The 18496-nt window shown below is 39.1% G+C and carries 14 protein-coding genes; 6 read left to right on the forward strand and 8 right to left on the reverse strand.

Translation table 11 applies throughout. From position 1 onward, the window contains the following. Window positions 1–54 precede the first annotated feature (54 nt). From AC1DNH_RS01265 to AC1DNH_RS01290, 6 genes are all read left to right on the forward strand, one after another. Entirely contained in the window at window positions 55–1029 is a 975-nt protein-coding gene (locus AC1DNH_RS01265; protein ID WP_477608562.1) for a PorP/SprF family type IX secretion system membrane protein, read from the forward strand. A gap of 46 nt (window positions 1030–1075) precedes the next feature. Further along, the gene (locus tag AC1DNH_RS01270) at window positions 1076–3037 is read left to right on the forward strand and encodes an OmpA family protein (protein WP_477583215.1); all 1962 of its coding nucleotides are present in this window, start codon (window positions 1076–1078) and stop codon (window positions 3035–3037) included. Window positions 3038–3553: 516 nt separating this feature from the next. After that, a complete protein-coding gene (gene dinB / locus AC1DNH_RS01275) occupies window positions 3554–4867 on the forward strand; it encodes a DNA polymerase IV (RefSeq protein WP_477583213.1) in 1314 nt (437 codons plus the stop codon). A gap of 2 nt (window positions 4868–4869) precedes the next feature. Then, window positions 4870–7884 (forward strand): DNA polymerase III subunit alpha, encoded by a 3015-nt coding sequence (dnaE, locus tag AC1DNH_RS01280; RefSeq protein WP_477583210.1) that lies wholly within the window; start codon window positions 4870–4872, stop codon window positions 7882–7884. A 10-nt stretch (window positions 7885–7894) separates the two neighbouring features. Then, window positions 7895–8473, forward strand: a complete 579-nt coding sequence (locus AC1DNH_RS01285) for a hypothetical protein (protein ID WP_477583208.1) — start codon at window positions 7895–7897, stop codon at window positions 8471–8473. A 325-nt stretch (window positions 8474–8798) separates the two neighbouring features. Continuing rightward, window positions 8799–9308 (forward strand): YdeI/OmpD-associated family protein, encoded by a 510-nt coding sequence (locus AC1DNH_RS01290; protein WP_477583207.1) that lies wholly within the window; start codon window positions 8799–8801, stop codon window positions 9306–9308. Between the two features lie 265 nt (window positions 9309–9573). On the opposite strand, the gene AC1DNH_RS01295 is transcribed toward AC1DNH_RS01290, so the two are convergent. The 8 genes from AC1DNH_RS01295 to AC1DNH_RS01330 all read right to left on the reverse strand — a co-directional run bounded on the left by AC1DNH_RS01295 (window position 9574) and on the right by AC1DNH_RS01330 (window position 18441). Then, the gene (locus AC1DNH_RS01295) at window positions 9574–10329 is read right to left on the reverse strand and encodes a polyprenol monophosphomannose synthase (RefSeq protein WP_477625089.1); all 756 of its coding nucleotides are present in this window, start codon (window positions 10327–10329) and stop codon (window positions 9574–9576) included. Window positions 10330–10929: 600 nt separating this feature from the next. Next, a complete protein-coding gene (locus tag AC1DNH_RS01300; protein WP_477585076.1) occupies window positions 10930–12411 on the reverse strand; it encodes a peptide MFS transporter in 1482 nt (493 codons plus the stop codon). Between the two features lie 63 nt (window positions 12412–12474). After that, window positions 12475–14064 carry a peptide MFS transporter gene (locus tag AC1DNH_RS01305; protein ID WP_477625090.1) on the reverse strand — a complete coding sequence of 530 codons (1590 nt, stop codon included), beginning with the start codon at window positions 14062–14064 and terminating at the stop codon, window positions 12475–12477. Between the two features lie 147 nt (window positions 14065–14211). After that, window positions 14212–15069: a hypothetical protein gene (locus AC1DNH_RS01310; protein ID WP_477625091.1), complete on the reverse strand. Its 858-nt coding sequence runs from the start codon at window positions 15067–15069 to the stop codon at window positions 14212–14214. Between the two features lie 76 nt (window positions 15070–15145). Further along, window positions 15146–16321 (reverse strand): acetyl-CoA C-acyltransferase, encoded by a 1176-nt coding sequence (locus AC1DNH_RS01315; protein ID WP_477583217.1) that lies wholly within the window; start codon window positions 16319–16321, stop codon window positions 15146–15148. A 565-nt stretch (window positions 16322–16886) separates the two neighbouring features. Next, a complete protein-coding gene (locus AC1DNH_RS01320) occupies window positions 16887–17054 on the reverse strand; it encodes a type II toxin-antitoxin system antitoxin (RefSeq protein WP_086545783.1) in 168 nt (55 codons plus the stop codon). Window positions 17055–17056: 2 nt separating this feature from the next. Further along, window positions 17057–17578 carry a hypothetical protein gene (locus tag AC1DNH_RS01325; protein WP_477608701.1) on the reverse strand — a complete coding sequence of 174 codons (522 nt, stop codon included), beginning with the start codon at window positions 17576–17578 and terminating at the stop codon, window positions 17057–17059. Between the two features lie 5 nt (window positions 17579–17583). After that, on the reverse strand, window positions 17584–18441 hold the full coding sequence (locus AC1DNH_RS01330; RefSeq protein WP_029276438.1) for an SPFH domain-containing protein: 858 nt from the start codon (window positions 18439–18441) through the stop codon (window positions 17584–17586). Between the last annotated feature and the right edge of the window lie 55 nt (window positions 18442–18496).

The following is an 18496-nucleotide window of genomic DNA, read 5'->3' on the forward strand; positions in this document are numbered from 1 at the left end:
AGAGGCTTAGTGCAGTCAGGTTTTTAAAATCGGGCTGCACTTTAAGATATTAAGATGATGAAGAAATTAATATTGTTAATAGCGGGTTCGTTTTTATTGCTTTCGAGGCCGGCATCCGCACAACAGGACGCCCAGTACAGTCAGTATATGTTTAACGGAATTTACATCAATCCAGCTTATGCAGGCTACAAAGAAGTACTGAATGTGCATAGCTTTTACCGGAGCCAGTGGACGGGGATAACCGGGGCACCGAGAAGCATGTCGTTGGCGGTAGATGCCATTGCAAACAGCGGTAACGTAGGCTTGGCCCTTCAGGTAGCGAGCGATAAACTTGGCGCACAGACCAACCTGAGCATTTACGGTAATTATTCGTACCGCATCAGGATGAATGATGATGGCAGTTCGAGATTGGCGCTTGGCCTTGGCGTTGGAATGGTGCAGTTGGGTATCGATGGTTCTATGCTCAATCCAAACAATCCAGAACCTAATCAACCAGTAGGGGTGCAAAGTACCATTGTGCCCGATGCCAGGGCAGGGGTTTATTTTGCAAACGACAAATACTATGCTGGTTTTTCGGTAGATAACCTGATTGCCACTTACATCAATATCGATCGTTATGCTTTTATCCCACAGCCTAAACCACATTATTACCTTACAGCCGGAGCACTGTTCCCACTTTCGGAAGATTTTCAGATCAAACCCTCATTTCTGTTAAAGGATGACCGTGGCGGCCCAACCAGTTTAGATGTAAATGCATTCTTATTGATTAAAGAATATCTGTGGGTTGGCGGTTCCTACCGGACCGGAGTAAAACTGTATGATAAAAGTTATCTGCAGCGAGACCTTACACCCCGAAACTCTGCTGTTGCAGCAATACAGATTTTTCCATCAGATAAAATCAGGATCGGTTATGGTTACGATTTCTCAATAGGTCCTTTACAGGGCTATAGTAGCGGAACGCATGAGATTTCGATCGCTTATTCCTTCATCAGATCAAACATCAGAATGGCAACGCCGAGGGTGTTTTAAAACAGATAATATTAAATATTTTTGACCTAATGACCAGAACAACATAATGAAGAAATTTTTAATAGGTACCTGCTTTTCTGCATATTGTTTATTTGCATTCAGTTTTTTGGCAAATGCACAGTATGTTTTAAAAGATGCTGACAAACAGTATGAGCTGTTTAATTACACCAAGGCAATTGATTTATACGAACAAGCCTATAAAAAGAAAGAAACTTTACATGCGGCCGAGCGTTTGGCAATGGCTTATTCGTTTGTTTACAACTATAAGCAGGCAGAAAGCTGGTATGCCATTGTGGCTAAAATGCCGGGCAGTAATATCGAAAACACACTTGATTATGCCAAAGCTTTACAGCACAATTCAAAATATAGCGAGGCAAAAGCCCAGTATTTGGATTATATCAGTAAAAAACAAAATATATCAGAAAAACAGCAGACTGTTTGGCTTTCCTCTTGCGATTCGGCATTGAAATGGATCAAAAATCCTAAAAAAATCGAACTGATCAATCAAAAAGCTTTAAATAGTACGCAATCTGATTGGGGGGCGGTTAACTATCAAGGTGGGGTTGTATTCACTTCCGATAGGTCAAATAACCTATTGGTATCTCAGGAAAGTAAACCCTTTTTAAAATTCGACGGTTCAAAAGAACCTGATAAAAAAGTATATGGCTGGACTGGCAATGGCTACCTGAAATTGTACCTCAAAAGCTCACCAAACGATAGTATTCAATTGTTTCCTATAAAAACCGGAACAAGCTACCATGTAGGTTCGGCAAGTTTTACTGCCGATGGTAAAACCATGTACTTCACTTTAACCCGCATCACCGATGAGTTAGAGCGGTTAAAAAAGCAACCAACAACAGTTAATGTAGAAATTTTTAGCAGTATAAAAGCTGCCGATGGTACTTGGGGGAAGCCTGTTTCATTCGCCTATAATGATGTAAACAACTATTCGGTAGGCGATCCTTTTATTACTGCAAATGGAAATAGCCTTTACTTTGTGTCGAACATGCCCGGCGGATTAGGTGGTACAGATATTTATGTCTGCTTAAAAACTGATGCCGGTACATGGGATAAACCAATAAACCTGAAAGAAATAAATACCGAAGGCAATGAACGCAGTCTGGTTTTAGACGGAAAAGATAATTTCTATTTTTCTAGTGATGGCAGAGTTGGGATGGGTGGACTGGATGTTTATCGGGTTTTAAAGGAAAGTGGAAAAATTGGACAGATCGAAAATCTGGGTTATCCTTTTAATTCTCCTCAAGATGATTTTGGCTTTAGTTTAAGCGAAAAAGATTGTGTTGTTTATTTTTCTTCTAACCGTGAAGGTGGTTTGGGTAGTGATGATATTTACACCATTGATCAGAAGATGACCTTGGCTTTTAAATTAGAAGGACGGATTTTGGATAAAAATAACAATCAGCCTATTGCAGGTGCATTGGTAACCTTAGCAAAAGCAAACGGTGCTGTTTTAAAAACGGAAACTGATGAGAATGGCGGTTATAGATTTAATTTAACTAAAGAATCTGAATACAATGTTTCGGCAGAAAAAACAAACTACAGATCTGATGTAGAAAAGCTGGCAACTATTGGCTTAACAACTTCTGGCGTACTTACGCAAAACCTATATTTAGAAGCTGTTGTAATTAACAAAGCAATTAAGCTGGAAAATATCTATTATGATTTCGATAAATGGAACATCCGCCCGGATGCTGCAGCAGAGTTGGATAAACTGGTTAAAATCATGGCTGATAATCCGACTATCTGGATCGAATTAGGTTCGCATACCGATAGCAGGGGCAAGGATGCTTACAACCTGAACCTATCACAAAAAAGGGCTGAGTCTGCTGTAGAGTATATCATCTCGAGGGGTATCGATAAAAACCGCATTACTGCTCATGGATATGGCGAAACACAGCTGTTAAACAAATGTAGCAACGGGGTAGAATGTAGCGAAGAAGAACACCAGTTAAACAGAAGAACAGAATTCAAAATCGTAAAACAATAAGCACAATTAAGATTTACGAAATATTTTATTTTTTTACCTGCCTCCGATGAAAATCGGGGGCATTTTTGTTTTCGGTAATCCATGGCTAGTGCTCCACCAGCTACATAAAATATAAATGTGTGTCAGTCTGAGCGTAGTCGAAGACCTTCTTTGCGATATAAATATATGGCCATATGAGCTTATATTTTCTTAAATGCCTTATATGGTTAAATATGTCCGCGTTGCGGCCCACACAACTCGCACATGCTTGGTGTCCTCACCAGCCATCAATCGTTTAATTCCTGCGCTGCGTCATTCCTATCATGTAAGTTCCTATGGATCAACCTAAGGGATTGGGAGCCTAATTTCGTGCTTTTCCGTGTTTCCGTGGCAAATCCTTCGAGCAAACTCAGCATAATAAAGTGTAGTGTATTAAACTAATTTTATTAGTATTTTGTTTAAAGTTAATCGATTTTAATTTTCTTTAAAACTAAAAATATTAGTATTTTTGATCTCAATCATCCTTATAATACGAGAATGGATAAAGAAAGGCAGATTATTCATATGGATCAGGATGCATTTTTTGTATCGGTAGAAATCAGAAAAAATCCCAAGTTATTGGGTAAACCCGTAATTATCGGCGGCGGCGGCGATAGGGGTGTGGTAGCCTCTTGCAGCTACGAAGCACGCCAGTACGGCATACATTCTGCAATGCCCGGTAGAACAGCAAAATTGCTGTGCCCCCAGGCTATATTTTTAAAAGGCGATATGGAAGAATATTCCAAGGCATCACATGATATTACCGAAATTATTGCCGATAAAGTTCCCCTTTTTGAAAAAGCCAGTATTGACGAGCACTATATCGATATGACGGGCATGGACCGCTTTTTTGGTTGTATGAAATTCGCGTCAGAGCTCAGACAAAACATTATCAAAGAAATGGGCTTACCGATTTCCTTTGGCCTGTCGATCAATAAAACCGTAGCCAAAATAGCCACGAACGAATCTAAGCCTGATGGCGAACGGCAGGTTACTTTTCCCGAATTGCGGCCCTTTCTTGATCCTTTGGCGATCCACAAAATTCCGGGTATTGGCCATGCTACCTATAAAAAATTAAGCGAAATGGGTGTTCGTGAAATCCTTACGCTTACCCAGATCCCACAACAGCTCATGTTTAAAATACTGGGGCAGCATGGTTTAAGTTTATGGCAAAAAGCAAATGGGGTCGATCTTTCGCCAGTTGTACCTTATCGTGAAAGGAAATCTATTGGTACACAGGCTACCTTCGAAAGCGATACCATGGATATGGCCAAATTAAAGGCCATTATAACCGGAATGGTTACCGGCTTAACTTTTCAGCTGCGTAACCAGAAAAAATTAACCGCCTGCATTACCGTAACCGTGCGTTATACCAATTTCGAAACGGTTACCCAGCAAGAGCGTATTCCGTATACCTCGCTCGATTCTTTTTTAATCAGTAAAGCACATAGCCTGTTCGAAAAGGTGTATGCAAAACGGATGCTGTTACGGCTGGTAGGCGTAAAGCTTTCGCATCTGGTGAGCGGTTACGAGCAGATTGGCTTATATAATATTGCCGAAGAAGAATATAGTCTTTACCAGGCCATGGATAAAGTACGTAACCACTATGGTGCCGAAGCAGTGGTAAAAGCCTGTATTGTTACCCAGCCACCCCGCGATGAAACGGGGAAAATAATCAAGTACAATCCCCGTAAAAAGAAAATATTGATCGAAAACCAAACAGAAGATGAACAGCAGGAAGTAAGAAAACGATCGAAAATTAGAAGTTTTATGAGTGAAAAAGGAACAATAGGTACTAAATCTTATGATTAGCAATGTTTTTAAATGTCCATTCTTCTTATAGCCTAAAGTATGGCACGCAGCGCATTGACCAGTTAATTGCTACTGCCCGGAGTTTGGGTATCCACCAAATGGTACTTACTGATATCAATAATTCAACTGGTGCGGTAGAGTTTATTCGCGAGTGTTATAAACAAGGCATTGCCAAAGAAGCCGACGAAATACACAAAGGCAATATTCCGTATCAGATTAAACCGGTAGCGGGGATCGAATTCCGGATCGATAACAGGTTGTTGTATGTGGGCATTGCGAAGAATAAAGAGGGAATGCGTGAACTGAATGAATTTTTAAGCCATCACAACATCAACCATATTCCGTTACCCAATGTTCCACCCGAAATGGAGAATGTTTATATCATTTATCCCTTTCAAAAATCTTTTAACCCAGTACTAAAAGCAAATGAATTTGTAGGCATCCGTGCCAAACAGCTCAATCTTTTGTACAAACATCCGCTTTTAAAACAGAAAGAAAAGTTGTTGGTGTGGCATCCTGTTACCGTTAGCGATAAGATTACCTACCGCCTGCACGAATATTTTAGGGCGATCGAGCTTAATACCCTTTTAAGTAAAGTGAACGATGACCAAAAATGCGATCCGGATGAGTTCCTGATTCCAGAAGTAGAACTAACCCAGCAATTTGAACAGTATCCCTTTATTGTTCAGAATACACAGAAACTGATAAACAGCTGCGATTTAAGTGTTTATTTTGAGGATGGCACTACACCTACTTCTAAAAACAAGTTTTTTTATACCGGAGATTTCGAAGGAGATAAAAAAATGCTTCGGGAGTTGGCCGAAGAAGGGCTTAGATACCGTTATGGTGAAAATAATACAGATGCCACTGAGCGTTTGGAGAAAGAACTCCGGATCATCGAACTTAAAAACTTCTGTGCCTATTTTCTCATTACCTTCGATATTGTAAGCTATGCCATGAATAAATGCGGTTTTTACCACGTTGGCCGTGGCTCGGGTGCCAACAGCATTGTAGCTTATTGCTTGCGCATTACCGATGTAGATCCGATTGATCTCGATTTGTATTTCGAACGTTTCCTGCATGAAAAACGGACAAGTCCGCCAGATTTTGACATCGATTTCTCCTGGGACGAAAGGGAGGTGATACAACGTTATATCTTTGAACGTTATCCCAAATGGCATGTTGCTTTTTTAGGCACCATGAGCACTTTTAAAGATCGTGCAATTATCAGGGAAATCGGTAAAGTGCTGGGTTTACCCAAAGGAGAAATAGATAGTTTTACAGATCCCACCAAAGAACGTGAAAATTTACTGAATGTTACTTACCAGAAGTTATTGGCCGTGTACCAATACATGAAAGGAATGCCCAACCAGCGTTCGATTCATGCCGGAGGAATTTTAATTTCCGAAGAACCGATTACTTATTATACAGCCTTGGATATGCCGCCAAAAGGTTTTCCAACCGTGCAATGGGATATGTACGAAGCCGAAGCTATAGGTTATGAGAAATTCGATATTTTAAGTCAGCGGGGTATCGGGCATATCCGCGAAGCCGTGCAGCTCATTAAAAAAAATAAGGGAAAGGATATCGACATCCACGATTTTAAAACTTTTAAAGAAGACCAGAAATTGAACGGTATTCTTAAAGAAGGACAGCCCATTGGGTGTTTTTATATCGAATCGCCGGCTATGCGGCAACTGCTCAAAAAACTCAAATGCGATAATTATCTTACCCTGGTGGCAGCCAGTTCCATTATCCGTCCGGGCGTGGCGAGTTCAGGCATGATGAAATCCTATATCGAACGCTATCACGCACCCGATAAAGTAGTATACCTCTGCGAAGTGATGAAAGAGCGGCTTAGCGAAACCTATGGGGTAATGGTTTATCAGGAAGATGTGATCAAAGTATGTCATTATTTTGCAGGTCTGGATCTTGCCGATGCTGATATCCTGCGCAAAGCGATGAGCGGTAAATACCGGTCTAAACTGGCTTTTGATGAACTGGTGAATAAGTTTTTTGTTTCAGCCAGAGAAGAAGGGCACTCAGAAGAACTCATTACCGAAGTTTGGCGACAGATTTCTTCTTTTGCCGGTTATAGTTTTTCAAAAGCACATTCAGCCTCTTTTGCAGTAGAAAGTTACCAGAGTTTATTTTTGAAAACGTATTACCCCATGGAATTTATGGTAGCGGTACTGAATAATTATGGAGGTTTTTACAGTCGCTGGGTTTACGTGCACGAACTGCAAAAAACAGGAGCAAGGGTGCATTTACCCTGCGTTAACTGTAGCGATGATGTGGTAAATATAAAAGGCGAAGATGCTTATCTGGGCTTCATTGCCGTTCAGGGCTTGGAAGAAAAAATCATCAAAATTATTCCACAAGAACGTGCTGCAAATGGTTTGTATATAGATCTCGAAGATTTTGTAAGGCGGACCTGCATCTCATTAGAACAGGCCATTATTTTAATCCGTTTGGGCGCCTTGCGTTTTACCGGGAAAGATCGGAAAACCCTGCTTTGGGATGTGCATAACTACCTTGGGTTTAAACAAAAAAAAGTGAATCATGCCGAGCTTTTTAAGCTGAGTTACAAAACCTATCAGCTCCCCGTCTTGGCCGATTCCGAACTCGAAAATGCTTACACAGAATTAGAGTTATTGGGATATCCGCTTAATTATAAAATGTTCGATTTTTTAAAAACACCTTATCGTGGTGATGTGATGGCGGTAGATCTGCACACACATTTGGGTAAAACGGTAAGAATGGTAGGGAGCTATGTTTGCGAAAAAACGGTACATACCATTAAAAACACCAAAATGTGGTTCGGTACTTTTTTAGATGCCAACGGCGATTTTTTTGATACGACCCATTTCCCCAATAGCACACCCATGTATCCTTTTAAAGGAAAGGGCTGTTACCTTATTTTAGGTAAAGTGGTAGAAGATTTCGGCTTTCAGAGCATCGAAGTTTTAAAGTTCGCCAAACTGGATATCCAGATGAACCCAGTGGCGATTGATTAAATAAATTGATATGGATTTAAAATTAAAAAAAGACAGGTATTCAATAGTTGTTTACCCTCAAAGAAAAAGTATTAATGAAGTAAGTGTTTTAAAAAATACACTCGCAGAAAAAATTGGCTGGTATAGCAGTAGAAACTCAGAGGCACATGTTACGATTGCTCTGTTTGAAGCAGATAAGCATGAGTTGGATTTTTACATATCGTATACTAAAGACTTTTGCTATGCTGAAAAACCTAACTTTGTGATGTTTGATCAGTTCATTGCTTCGGAAAAAAACGGAGCAGTTGTTGTTTTACCTAACAAGACTGCTAAACCTTACTTGAATAGCCTTTTTAAAAGATTTAGACAAGGCTTGAGATATAAGAAAGCAATAAATGGAGCTGCTGCCCATATCTCTATTGGGAGAAAATTACATCCCGAAGATATTGAAATAGCTCAAGACCTGTTCGAAGAAGTTAGCTTGAATTTTTTATGTAAAAAGATTGCAATTCGTAAATTTAATGATGAGAAAGGACAGTATGAGGTCATTTACGAATTTTGTTTTTTAGGAAATCCTCCTAAACAAGGACAACTTTCATTCTTTCAATAGAATACACTCGCTATAACCCATAGTTGTAAGATTGCTTCGTTCCTCGCAATGACGACCTTTCTTTTGGGATGTATTAACGCTAGCGCCGCGAAGTATCCGGTGGCGATTTAAGGACGACGGATTGTCATTCTGAGCACAGCGAAGAATCTTTTTCACATCAATATTTAAAACCCATTTACCATATGAGGAATAGAAGTTCTTTAAGCTTATATGTTCCTTAAATGCCTTATATGGTAAAAAAAACTAAGACTCATTTCTAATGAACATACAAATAGCCTAACCATTTATCATTTAGCAGTTAAAATATAATTTCATATTTTTAACCATGATCCACTTTAAAGCAGAAATAGAGCGTTTCGAAACCATGGGCGAAAAAACCGGCTGGAGTTATGTCTTTATTCCGGCAGCACTGGCCAATGAAATCAAACCAGATTGTAAAAAGAGTTTCAGAGTAAAAGGAAAGATAGATCAGTTGGAGATTAGCGGTATGGCAACCATCCCGATGGGAGAGGGCGATTTTATTATTGCTTTAAAAGGTGAAGTCCGTAAAAAATTAAGAAAAGAAGCCGGAGCAAGTGTCGAACTCTATTTAGAAGAAGATAAAGATTTCAAAATCGAAATGCCCGAAGACCTCGAAATCTGCTTATCAGAAGAAGAACATTTAATTCGGAATTTTTTAAAACAGCCTAAATCGCACCAAAACTATTACATCAACTGGATCAATCAGGCTAAAACCGAGCCTACACGTACCAAAAGAATCGTAATGACCGTTAAAGCCATGGATAAAGGGCAAGATTTTGGTGCAATGATCAGGGAATCGCAGGGGAAGTCTTAATTTATAGTCCTAAGTCTATAGTCCTTAGTCCTGGAACCGAAAATACTACTCATTGATTGCTTGGGTATTGATGGCGGAACAGATACAGTATTCAAAATAACAGTCAGTGGATGTTGCTTGCTGTACAAACCCTTCGGTATTAAACCCGGTAGAGCGGAATAGCCCACAGCGAAGCGAGGACTATAAGCGATAACGGGACTGTTGTTTCAGAAGAACCTGTGTACGCCCATTTTCAAATTATTAAACAAGAAGTTTTATATATAAACTAAGACTCTGGTCTTCGGATTTCGGACTCCCTTTTATAACTCCTAAACCAGCTCCAAATTTTCATTTGTATTACACCTAAAAAAGCTTCCCTAAAAATACGGGTACTCATTTTTGATGTTCCTTCGGTACGGTCGGTGAAGATGATTGGAACTTCGACCACTTTGAAGCCAAATTTAATGGCGGTGAATTTCATTTCGATCTGAAACGCATAACCAACAAACTTAATTTTATTTAGTGGAATGGTTTCTAAGACAATTTTGCGGTAACATTTAAATCCGGCAGTAGCATCCTGAATGTTTATACGGGTAATCATACGTACATACATTGAAGCAAAATACGACATTAAAACCCTGCCCATTGGCCAATTTACCACATTTACACCCTTAACATACCTAGAGCCAATGGCTACATCAGCACCGTTTACACAGGCTTCGCGTAAGCGTGAGAGATCATCGGGGTTGTGCGAGAAATCGGCATCCATTTCAAAAATGTAAGCATAATCGTGTTGTAATGCCCACTTGAAGCCGTAAATATAGGCTGTACCCAATCCTTGTTTCCCTGCACGCTCCTCAATAAATAAATGTCCTTCGTATTCGTCTTGTAACGATTTTACAATTTCAGCAGTTCCATCAGGCGAACCATCATCAATAATTAAAACATGAAAAGGCTGTGTTAAAGAAAAAACCTTTCTAATGATTTTTTCGATATTTTCCTTCTCGTTGTAGGTGGGAATGATGACTAAACTATCTGACACGTTTGTTGTGGTTTTTAATAATGTAAGCTTCCTGTGTTTATATATTTATTACACTTTGCTTTTAGACTGCGAAAGTAAATATTTAATATGAAACCTTTATGAATTTTCATTAATAACCAATGATTCCTATTCTTGAACTTGTTTTATTAATAGTTTTATTGTTTTTAAAACTTGTCAGTCTGAGCGTAGTCGAAGACCTTGCCTAAATATTTTCAGCTGATTTCGCGGATCAATGCAGATTATCTTTCAAAATTTTCTGTTGGTCCGGATTTGTAATCCGGATCGTTGTCCTCCAGTTTTGTAATCTGGTTTAGCAGTTTTGCAAGGATTACAAATCCTAAGTTCATAAGACGGGATTTCAAATCCCGACTAGCTCTTGAAGTTGTTTTTAGCTTTTGCGGCTCAAACCAATATTCCTAAACCCGATCGGCGTGTAAAGCCCGAAGACTGAAGCATGAGGGCGAGGACTTGGAACAAGAGCGGGACAGCAGGCCTCCAAGAACCACTGTCCTTTCATTTCCAAATCTTACAGTATATCAATAAATAATCGTTTTATAGATTTCTTCCCGAACATTCGGGATCGAAATGACGATCCCTTTCTTACCTCACCTCTTGCATTAACTTTTTAACCAGTTGCGAGAAAATAATCAGCGCCAAACCCGCAATTAATGAATATAAAGCCAATGCTTTATAACCTTCGGTATAAGCCATTAATTTAGTTGGCAACGATGCATTATCAATACTCGACATTTCTGCGCCTAATTTTCCGGCAGCCAATTGTCCGAAAGCACTTGATAAAAACCAAAGGCCCATCATCATCCCGAACATTTTCTTTGGCGAAAGTTTAGTAATGATCGACATACCTATCGGGCCCAAACAAAGTTCGCCAAGGGTTAATAATAAATAGGCTAATGTAAATATATTTAACGAGCTAATGCCCTGTACATTGGCGAAGAACCTGGTGGCGTAAAACACGTAGAAACTCAAAGCCAGTAAAAGGAAGCCGATTCCGAATTTTACAACCGTGTTCGGTTCTATTTTACGTTTGTATAAACCTAACCACAAAATACCAACAATCGGACTAAAAACAATAACAAAGAACGAGTTAACGCTATTGTTTACCACATTCGGATCGATATTGAAAAAGAGGATTTTATGATCAAGATTGTCCTTCGCAAATAGCGATAATGAACCGCCACTCTGCTCAGATATGGCCATAAAAATGAAATAACAGAAGATAAAAACAAAAGCTGCCAGTAGTTTATACTGCGCTTTTTTATCTTTTATTTTAAAGGTTTCATACAAGAAATAAACCAGGGCAATAATGCCTATCGTGTACATGAAATAATCGGTAAAAGCCGTATTTTTTACCATGATATAAATCAGTGGAATACAAAGTATCGACCCTATGTAAACGACTATTTCCCATAACTGCTGTTTCGATTTTTTAAGATGCAGCAAAGGCGAATTCCCGATCGGGCCTAAATGTTTTTTTGTGAAAATGAATGTGCCCAAACCGAACATCATTACCAGTGCAGCAGACAAGAAACATAGGTGCCAACTGTAATACTTGCCAAGATAAATACACATGGCACCGCCCAATAATCCACCTACATTAATCCCTGCATAGAAAAGTCCATAACCCGCATCTCTGCGGTTGTCTTTCTCGTGGTATAATTCGCCAACCATTGATGAAACATTGGGTTTAAAGAAACCTGTTCCGATAATGGATAAGGTAATTCCAACATAAAACAGATCATGAGGAGAGAAGGCTAGGATTAAATTCCCGATAATCATCAATGATCCGCCCCAAAAAAGAGATTTTCTGAAACCTAAAATCTTATCGGCAAAAATACCACCTATAAAAGTAAAGGCATAAACAAAGGCTTGTATAGCACCGTACTGTAGGTTCGATTTTTGATCGCTTAAACCCAGTTGCTCAACCATAAAGAAAGCCAATACCCCGCGCATGCCGTAAAAACAGAAACGCTCCCACATTTCTACCAACGATAAATGCCAGAGCTGTTTCGGGTACTTTCCCTCAAAATTTTGAATATCTTCTATTGAAACTGTTTTTTCCATTAAATAGGTTTAAAAATTAAAAGCCCGATGGAGATCGGGCTTTATGTTAAATTTATTTTTTGATTAGTGAACGCCGTGCATCCATTTACGCAATATCGGACTTATAGCAAACATAATTAAGCCTGCAACAATAGGGATAATAGTAAATATTAAGAAGAAAATCGAAATGGAGTATTCTGAACTTATTTTGTCGATTAAGCCACCGGTAGTACCCGCTAACCAGTTACCAATCGCTGTACAGGTAAACCATACACCGAACATTAAACCTACCACTTTGGCCGGAGCTAATTTACTAACGTAAGATAATCCAACAGGCGAAACACATAATTCCCCAACGGTATGGAAGAAGTAAGCGAAAATTAACCAAAACATACTTACCTGTGCAGATGTAGCACCTTTTGCAATGTCCATACCTCCATAAGCCAATCCTGCGAAACCTACACCTACAAAAATTAAACCGAGTCCAAATTTTACAGGCCCACTTGGGTTAAATTTAGTTTCCCATATTTTAGACACAAATGGTGCAAGGGAAACAATAAAGAATGAATTTAAAATTCCAAACCATGAGGCAGGAACTTCTGTATTTAAAGCGGTAAATTCTTTTTCTACCTTCCAAATGGCTAATCCCCAGATGATTATGAAGCTTATTGCTGTGAAAATTATTGTGGCGGGATATTTTTTTGCGATTTTTGCCGCCAGGCTTAATAAAACAACAGTTACCGCAATGAGTGGGAAAATAGTAAGTATTGCATCAACCCATTTAAAAATTGTACTGGCATTTCCTGTCAAATTTCTCAGTGTATAATCTTTAGCAAAAATGGTCATTGAGCCGCCTGCCTGTTCAAATACCATCCAAAAGAAAATGGTAAAAATTGAAAATACAGCAACTACAGCTAAACGTTGATTGCTTACTTTTTTTGGTAAAACTTCATCAGTTGGATCAATTACTTTTTCTGTTTTATTTACAGCAGCACCTAAAACACCAAAGATTTTCTGTCCGAAGTAAAACTGAAGCATTCCGAAAAACATAAATACCCCTGCTAATCCAAAACCCCAATGCCAACCCACTTTTTCGCCGATATAACCGCACATTAACATTCCTAAAAAGGCTCCAGAGTTAATGCCCATGTAAAAGATGGTGTAAGCAGCGTCTTTTTTATCGCTTGTAGATGGGTAAAGTTTTCCTACGATAGAAGAAATATTTGGTTTGAATAGTCCGTTTCCAGTAATTAATAAAAATAATCCCAAATAAAAGAAATTGGTATTTGAACCTTCTAACGCCATTGATATGTGTCCAATGGTCATAATTAAAGCGCCTAAGATAACAGCTTTCCTGTATCCGGTCAGTCGATCGGCAATTAAGCCACCAATTATTGGCGTTAAATATACTAAACCTGTGTACCACGCGTAGAGTTGTAAAGCCTCTGGCCTTGTCCAGTGCCAGCCACCTTTACTTATTTCGCTTACTAAGAATAAAACAAGTAATGATCTCATTCCATAGTAGCTAAATCTTTCCCACATTTCTGTGAAAAATAGCACAAAGAGGCCTACCGGGTGGCTAAATAATTTTTCTTTGGATACATTGTTACTGTCTAAGTGGAGATCTAGTTCCTTGCTATGGTCAATACTAATGGTTTCATTAGATGTTTGCATAAAACATTTGTTGGTTTTAGTTTATGAATTCAGAATTTGTGTGTTGTTTAAGCCAGTTAAGCAGGGCGCAATATAGTCAGCGAATGCCAAACTCACAAATTTTTAAATGATGTGTTAGGTAAATGATTTGTTAAGGTTTGTTAAGATTTAAAACTTTCTGATGGGTTTTACGTTTTTCTTTGGGTCGGCATAAAGTTCGTCGCTCGCATTCGGATCGTTATTAAGTGTGATATCTTCCTGCAGTTTTAGTCTTCCGCCAATGATTTTAAAACCATCAAAAGTGCCATCTGATCCATGATATTCAAATGTATCTTTCATTTCCGGATTGAATGATGCTAAATGATCGAACACGATCATCCCAGCTTTTAAATCCGTTTTTAAAGTCATTGCATTCGATTTAGCGTACTCAAATATTACCCTGTTTTTTCCTTTTAGTTCTTTTCCATCAAAAACCGGGGCACCAAAAGTGAGATTATCTTTATCGAAAGAAAGGATGTCGATTACCTTTTTAGTGGTAAATGGTGTATTTCCTTTCCAGCCTAAAAGTACATAATAGGGCAAGCGGTTTCCACTGGTTACCGGAACAATTTCATAATACCTGGCACCAAACCATTTTTGGTTATTGGTAATGCTATTCGGGTCGGCTAAATTTTGGGTATTATCGATCAGGGGATAAAGTTTCAAAGGGCCGCTTTTGGTATTCATTTGGATGGCGCCATAATAGCGGTATGTACCGTTTTGGAGTAGTACATACCAACTCAAAATCCTAAAATCCTGATCGGATGATTTAATTACCGATACGTTTTTAAGCGAATCGAATGGATAAGAAAAAGAATTGGGGGCTTTTAAGGCTTCTACCAAAGTTTTTACAAAATTGCCATTTATTTCTAATTTTTGTGCATCGCTTTGAGCTGCAATAACCCTTGCCGATATTTTAATCAGTGTATCTTGAAAAACTTCTAATTTATTTGGTGCCTGCTGTGCTTTTAAGCTAAAGCTTAGCATTCCAAAGATTAAAAGGATATAAAATCTGATAAGTTTCATACGATCAAATGCGCAAGGATTTTGCAAAACCAAAAATTTATAATTTCTCGATAACAAGCGCACTTGCGCCACCACCACCATTACAGATTCCGGCAACGCCTATTTTTCCGTCGTTCTGTGCCAAAACCGAAAGTAAGGTAACTACAATTCTTGCGCCGGATGCACCAAGTGGGTGACCTAATGAAACGGCGCCACCATTAACGTTAACCTGGCTGTCGTTTAGTTCTAAAAGTTGATTGTTCGCAATGGAAACTACAGAAAAAGCTTCGTTAATTTCGAAAAAGTCAACATGCTTAATGTCGATATGTGCCTTTTGTAAAGCCAATGGAATTGCTTTTGAAGGTGCAGTTGTAAAACACTCCGGTGCTTGTTGTGCATCAGCATAGCCTAATATTTTGGCCAAAGGTGTTAAGCCCAGTTCTTTTGCCTTATTGGCACTCATTAAAACCAATGCCGCTGCGCCATCATTTAAGGTAGATGCATTTGCTGCAGTTACTGTTCCATCTTTTTTGAAAACAGGTTTTAATGAAGGTATTTTGTCAAATTTAACGGCTGTTGGTTCATCATCGGTATCAACCAGGGTAATTTCGCCTTTGCGGTCTTTCACTTCTACAGCTACAATTTCGCCGGCAAATTTGCCCGAAGTTTGTGCTGCCTGTGCTCTTTTGTACGATTCTATTGCAAAATCATCCTGCGCTTCGCGGCTGATGTTACATGCTGTTGCGCAAAGTTCGGCGGCAGCGCCCATATGGTAATCGTTATAAACATCCCATAGTCCATCTTTTACCAAGCCATCTGTAATTTGCCCATGGCCTAAGCGATAGCCATTTCTTGCCTTATCGAGGTAATAGGGGACATTACTCATGCTTTCCATGCCACCTGCTACAATAATTTCATTATCGCCATTTGCAATGCTTTGCGCGGCAAGCATAATTGCTTTTGTGCCCGAAGCGCATACTTTATTTATTGTAGTGGCAGGTAAATCTGGTAAACCGGCAAATTTTGCAGCTTGTGTAGCTGGCGCTTGCCCTAGGTTTGCAGATAAAACATTACCCATATATATTTCTTGGATATGTTCTGGTTTTAAGCCAGCTTTTTCAATAGCAGCCTTAATGGCAAAGCCGCCAAGTTGAGTAGCAGAAAATTGAGCTAATGAGCCTCCAAAACTGCCAATAGGCGTTCGCACAGCTGATACAATTACAACTTCTTTCATGTAAACTAAATTTTATGAATTTTTGGTTAGGCCGCTAAGTTATGCATTTTAAATATTAAACAAACCTCGCAAGTTTAATTCGGGGTTTCTGATGTCTTCATTAGCCTCATTGAGGGCTAACGCCGTTCCAAAACCTGCGAGGTTTAAAAATAACGTTTAGAAAATGATTTTAGCCTATTCGAAAATAATAAGTTTTAATGGGTTTTTGGAAAGGTGCTGTAGTGATACTTAGGGGTGTTCAGTCCTGCTGTTCGCTGTAGTCCCGACGTGAAGTCGGGAGCTGCCGCTTCCATCAGGTTTAAATTACTTGGGGTGGTGCTGCTTGGGACAAAAATAAAAACCTCGCAGGTTTTTAAAACCTGCGAGGTTTAATTTAAAACGCTGGGTTTTGCGTTAGGGATTGTAAGGGTTCAGTGCCGATCTTCATCGGCACCGGAGCGAAGCGCAGCCCTGAAAAGCCCGACCCTTGCGTAGCTTGGGTAACGCCCAGATCAGTTTTACAGTTTTTAGTTGGCGATTTGCAGTTGGCTACGCTCTGGGCTTGAAAACTTCGGAAGTCTTGCTTTTATTCTTCTTTTGCTTTTCCCTTTTTTCTCGATTTTATAGCCTGTGTAAGTAAAAACTCGATCTGCCCGTTCGTACTTCTAAACTCATCGGCAGCCCAGGTTTCTACTTCTTTTAATAAAGCAGGACTAATTCTTAATACAAAAGCTTTTTTATCTTTCTCCGCCATTCTTATTGTATTGCTTGTATATTATATCTCGTTTTTAAATTAATAAGGAACATTTGCAGTTCATCTATTTTATTACTGCTAAACAATAGCTTTTTGCCGTTTTTAAATTCAATCTGTAAACCTTTATCTTTATCGTTTAGGATATAGGCCTTGTCGTTAAATTTAAACCAAAGCCTGCTGCGAACACCAAATCCGCCATAATCTCCTAAAGCATTGTACTTATTAATATAAACTTTCTCCATGTTGCCCCAACTCAATAGCTTCAATTTGGTTTGAAATGGAAAATACTTGTAAGAAATGCCTTCAGTGCCGACCTGCAAAGTCATTTTATTTTTTTGAAGCAGGTAAATAATCGCAAAAGGAAGGAGAACGGCCCAAAATGGGGCGAAATAAGTAGCTTTTAAAGTTTCAAAGCTCATTCCGCCTTTATCAAAAAGTACGATACTGACGACCATAACGGCATCAATAGCCAATAAAATATAAAGCCACCAAAGTTTTAAGCTTTGTTTTTCCTCAAATTCCATTGTTCCTAATTATATAATGTTCCGGTGTTTACCACGGGCTGTACATGGCGATCGCCGCAAAGCACAACCAGTAAATTGCTTACCATAGCTGCTTTACGCTCTTCATCCAGCTCAACAATTCCTTTTTGAGATAATTTCTCTAAAGCCATTTCTACCATGCCCACAGCGCCTTCAACAATTAATTTACGGGCTGCAATAACTGCAGTGGCCTGTTGACGCTGCAACATGGCACTGGCAATTTCTGGCGCATAAGCCAAATGCGAAATTCTGGCTTCTAAAACTTCAATACCTGCTCTCGATAAACGTTCGTTCAGTTCGTTTTCTAAAAGTTCACTTACTTTATCAGCACCATCTTTTAAAGTGATGCTGGTTTCTTCGCCCTCAGCATGATCATAAGGAAAAATGTTGGCCAAATGCCTTACAGCAGCTTCACTTTGAATGTTTACATATTGCATGTAGTTTTCTACAGAGAAAACGGCTTTGGCCGTTTCGTTTACTTTCCAAACCACCACAGCAGCAATTTCGATCGGGTTGCCCAGTTTATCGTTAACCTTTAACTGCTGCCCGTTTAAATTGTTTGCTTTTAACGATAAACGTCTTTTAGCAGTTAGGGGATTTACCCAGAAAAATCCATCGGCTTTTACTGTCCCGATATATTTTCCGAAAAGGGTGAGCACCATTGATTGGTTGGGGTTGATGATTAAAAAGCCCGGGAATATTAAAAATATATCTATGGCCAGTAAAATTCCTCCCCAGAGAAAAATTTCTGAAACAAAACAGAAAATAGAAGCGCCCAGCAATGCGATGCATAGTGCGAATGTCAGGTAGCCCGATGGCGGATTAATAATTTTTTCTTGATACATAATTGATATTAATTTGATATCATAAAGTAAAATATAAAATCTGGTAATTGCAAAC

The sequence above is a fragment of the Pedobacter sp. 01N310 genome, assembly GCF_056399805.1.

Bases quoted from the DNA above. Each gene is read 5' to 3' on its own strand.
- dinB (WP_477583213.1), top strand. From the start codon at position 3,554: ATGGATAAAGAAAGGCAGATTATTCATATGGATCAGGATGCATTTTTT.
- AC1DNH_RS01315 (WP_477583217.1), bottom strand. From the start codon at position 16,321: ATGAAAGAAGTTGTAATTGTATCAGCTGTGCGAACGCCTATTGGCAGT.
- AC1DNH_RS01270 (WP_477583215.1), top strand. From the start codon at position 1,076: ATGAAGAAATTTTTAATAGGTACCTGCTTTTCTGCATATTGTTTATTT.
- AC1DNH_RS01305 (WP_477625090.1), bottom strand. From the start codon at position 14,064: ATGCAAACATCTAATGAAACCATTAGTATTGACCATAGCAAGGAACTA.
- AC1DNH_RS01330 (WP_029276438.1), bottom strand. From the start codon at position 18,441: ATGTATCAAGAAAAAATTATTAATCCGCCATCGGGCTACCTGACATTC.
- AC1DNH_RS01285 (WP_477583208.1), top strand. From the start codon at position 7,895: ATGGATTTAAAATTAAAAAAAGACAGGTATTCAATAGTTGTTTACCCT.
- dnaE (WP_477583210.1), top strand. From the start codon at position 4,870: ATGTTTTTAAATGTCCATTCTTCTTATAGCCTAAAGTATGGCACGCAG.
- AC1DNH_RS01290 (WP_477583207.1), top strand. From the start codon at position 8,799: ATGATCCACTTTAAAGCAGAAATAGAGCGTTTCGAAACCATGGGCGAA.
- AC1DNH_RS01265 (WP_477608562.1), top strand. From the start codon at position 55: ATGATGAAGAAATTAATATTGTTAATAGCGGGTTCGTTTTTATTGCTT.
- AC1DNH_RS01320 (WP_086545783.1), bottom strand. From the start codon at position 17,054: ATGGCGGAGAAAGATAAAAAAGCTTTTGTATTAAGAATTAGTCCTGCT.
- AC1DNH_RS01300 (WP_477585076.1), bottom strand. From the start codon at position 12,411: ATGGAAAAAACAGTTTCAATAGAAGATATTCAAAATTTTGAGGGAAAG.
- AC1DNH_RS01310 (WP_477625091.1), bottom strand. From the start codon at position 15,069: ATGCTAAGCTTTAGCTTAAAAGCACAGCAGGCACCAAATAAATTAGAA.
- AC1DNH_RS01325 (WP_477608701.1), bottom strand. From the start codon at position 17,578: ATGGAATTTGAGGAAAAACAAAGCTTAAAACTTTGGTGGCTTTATATT.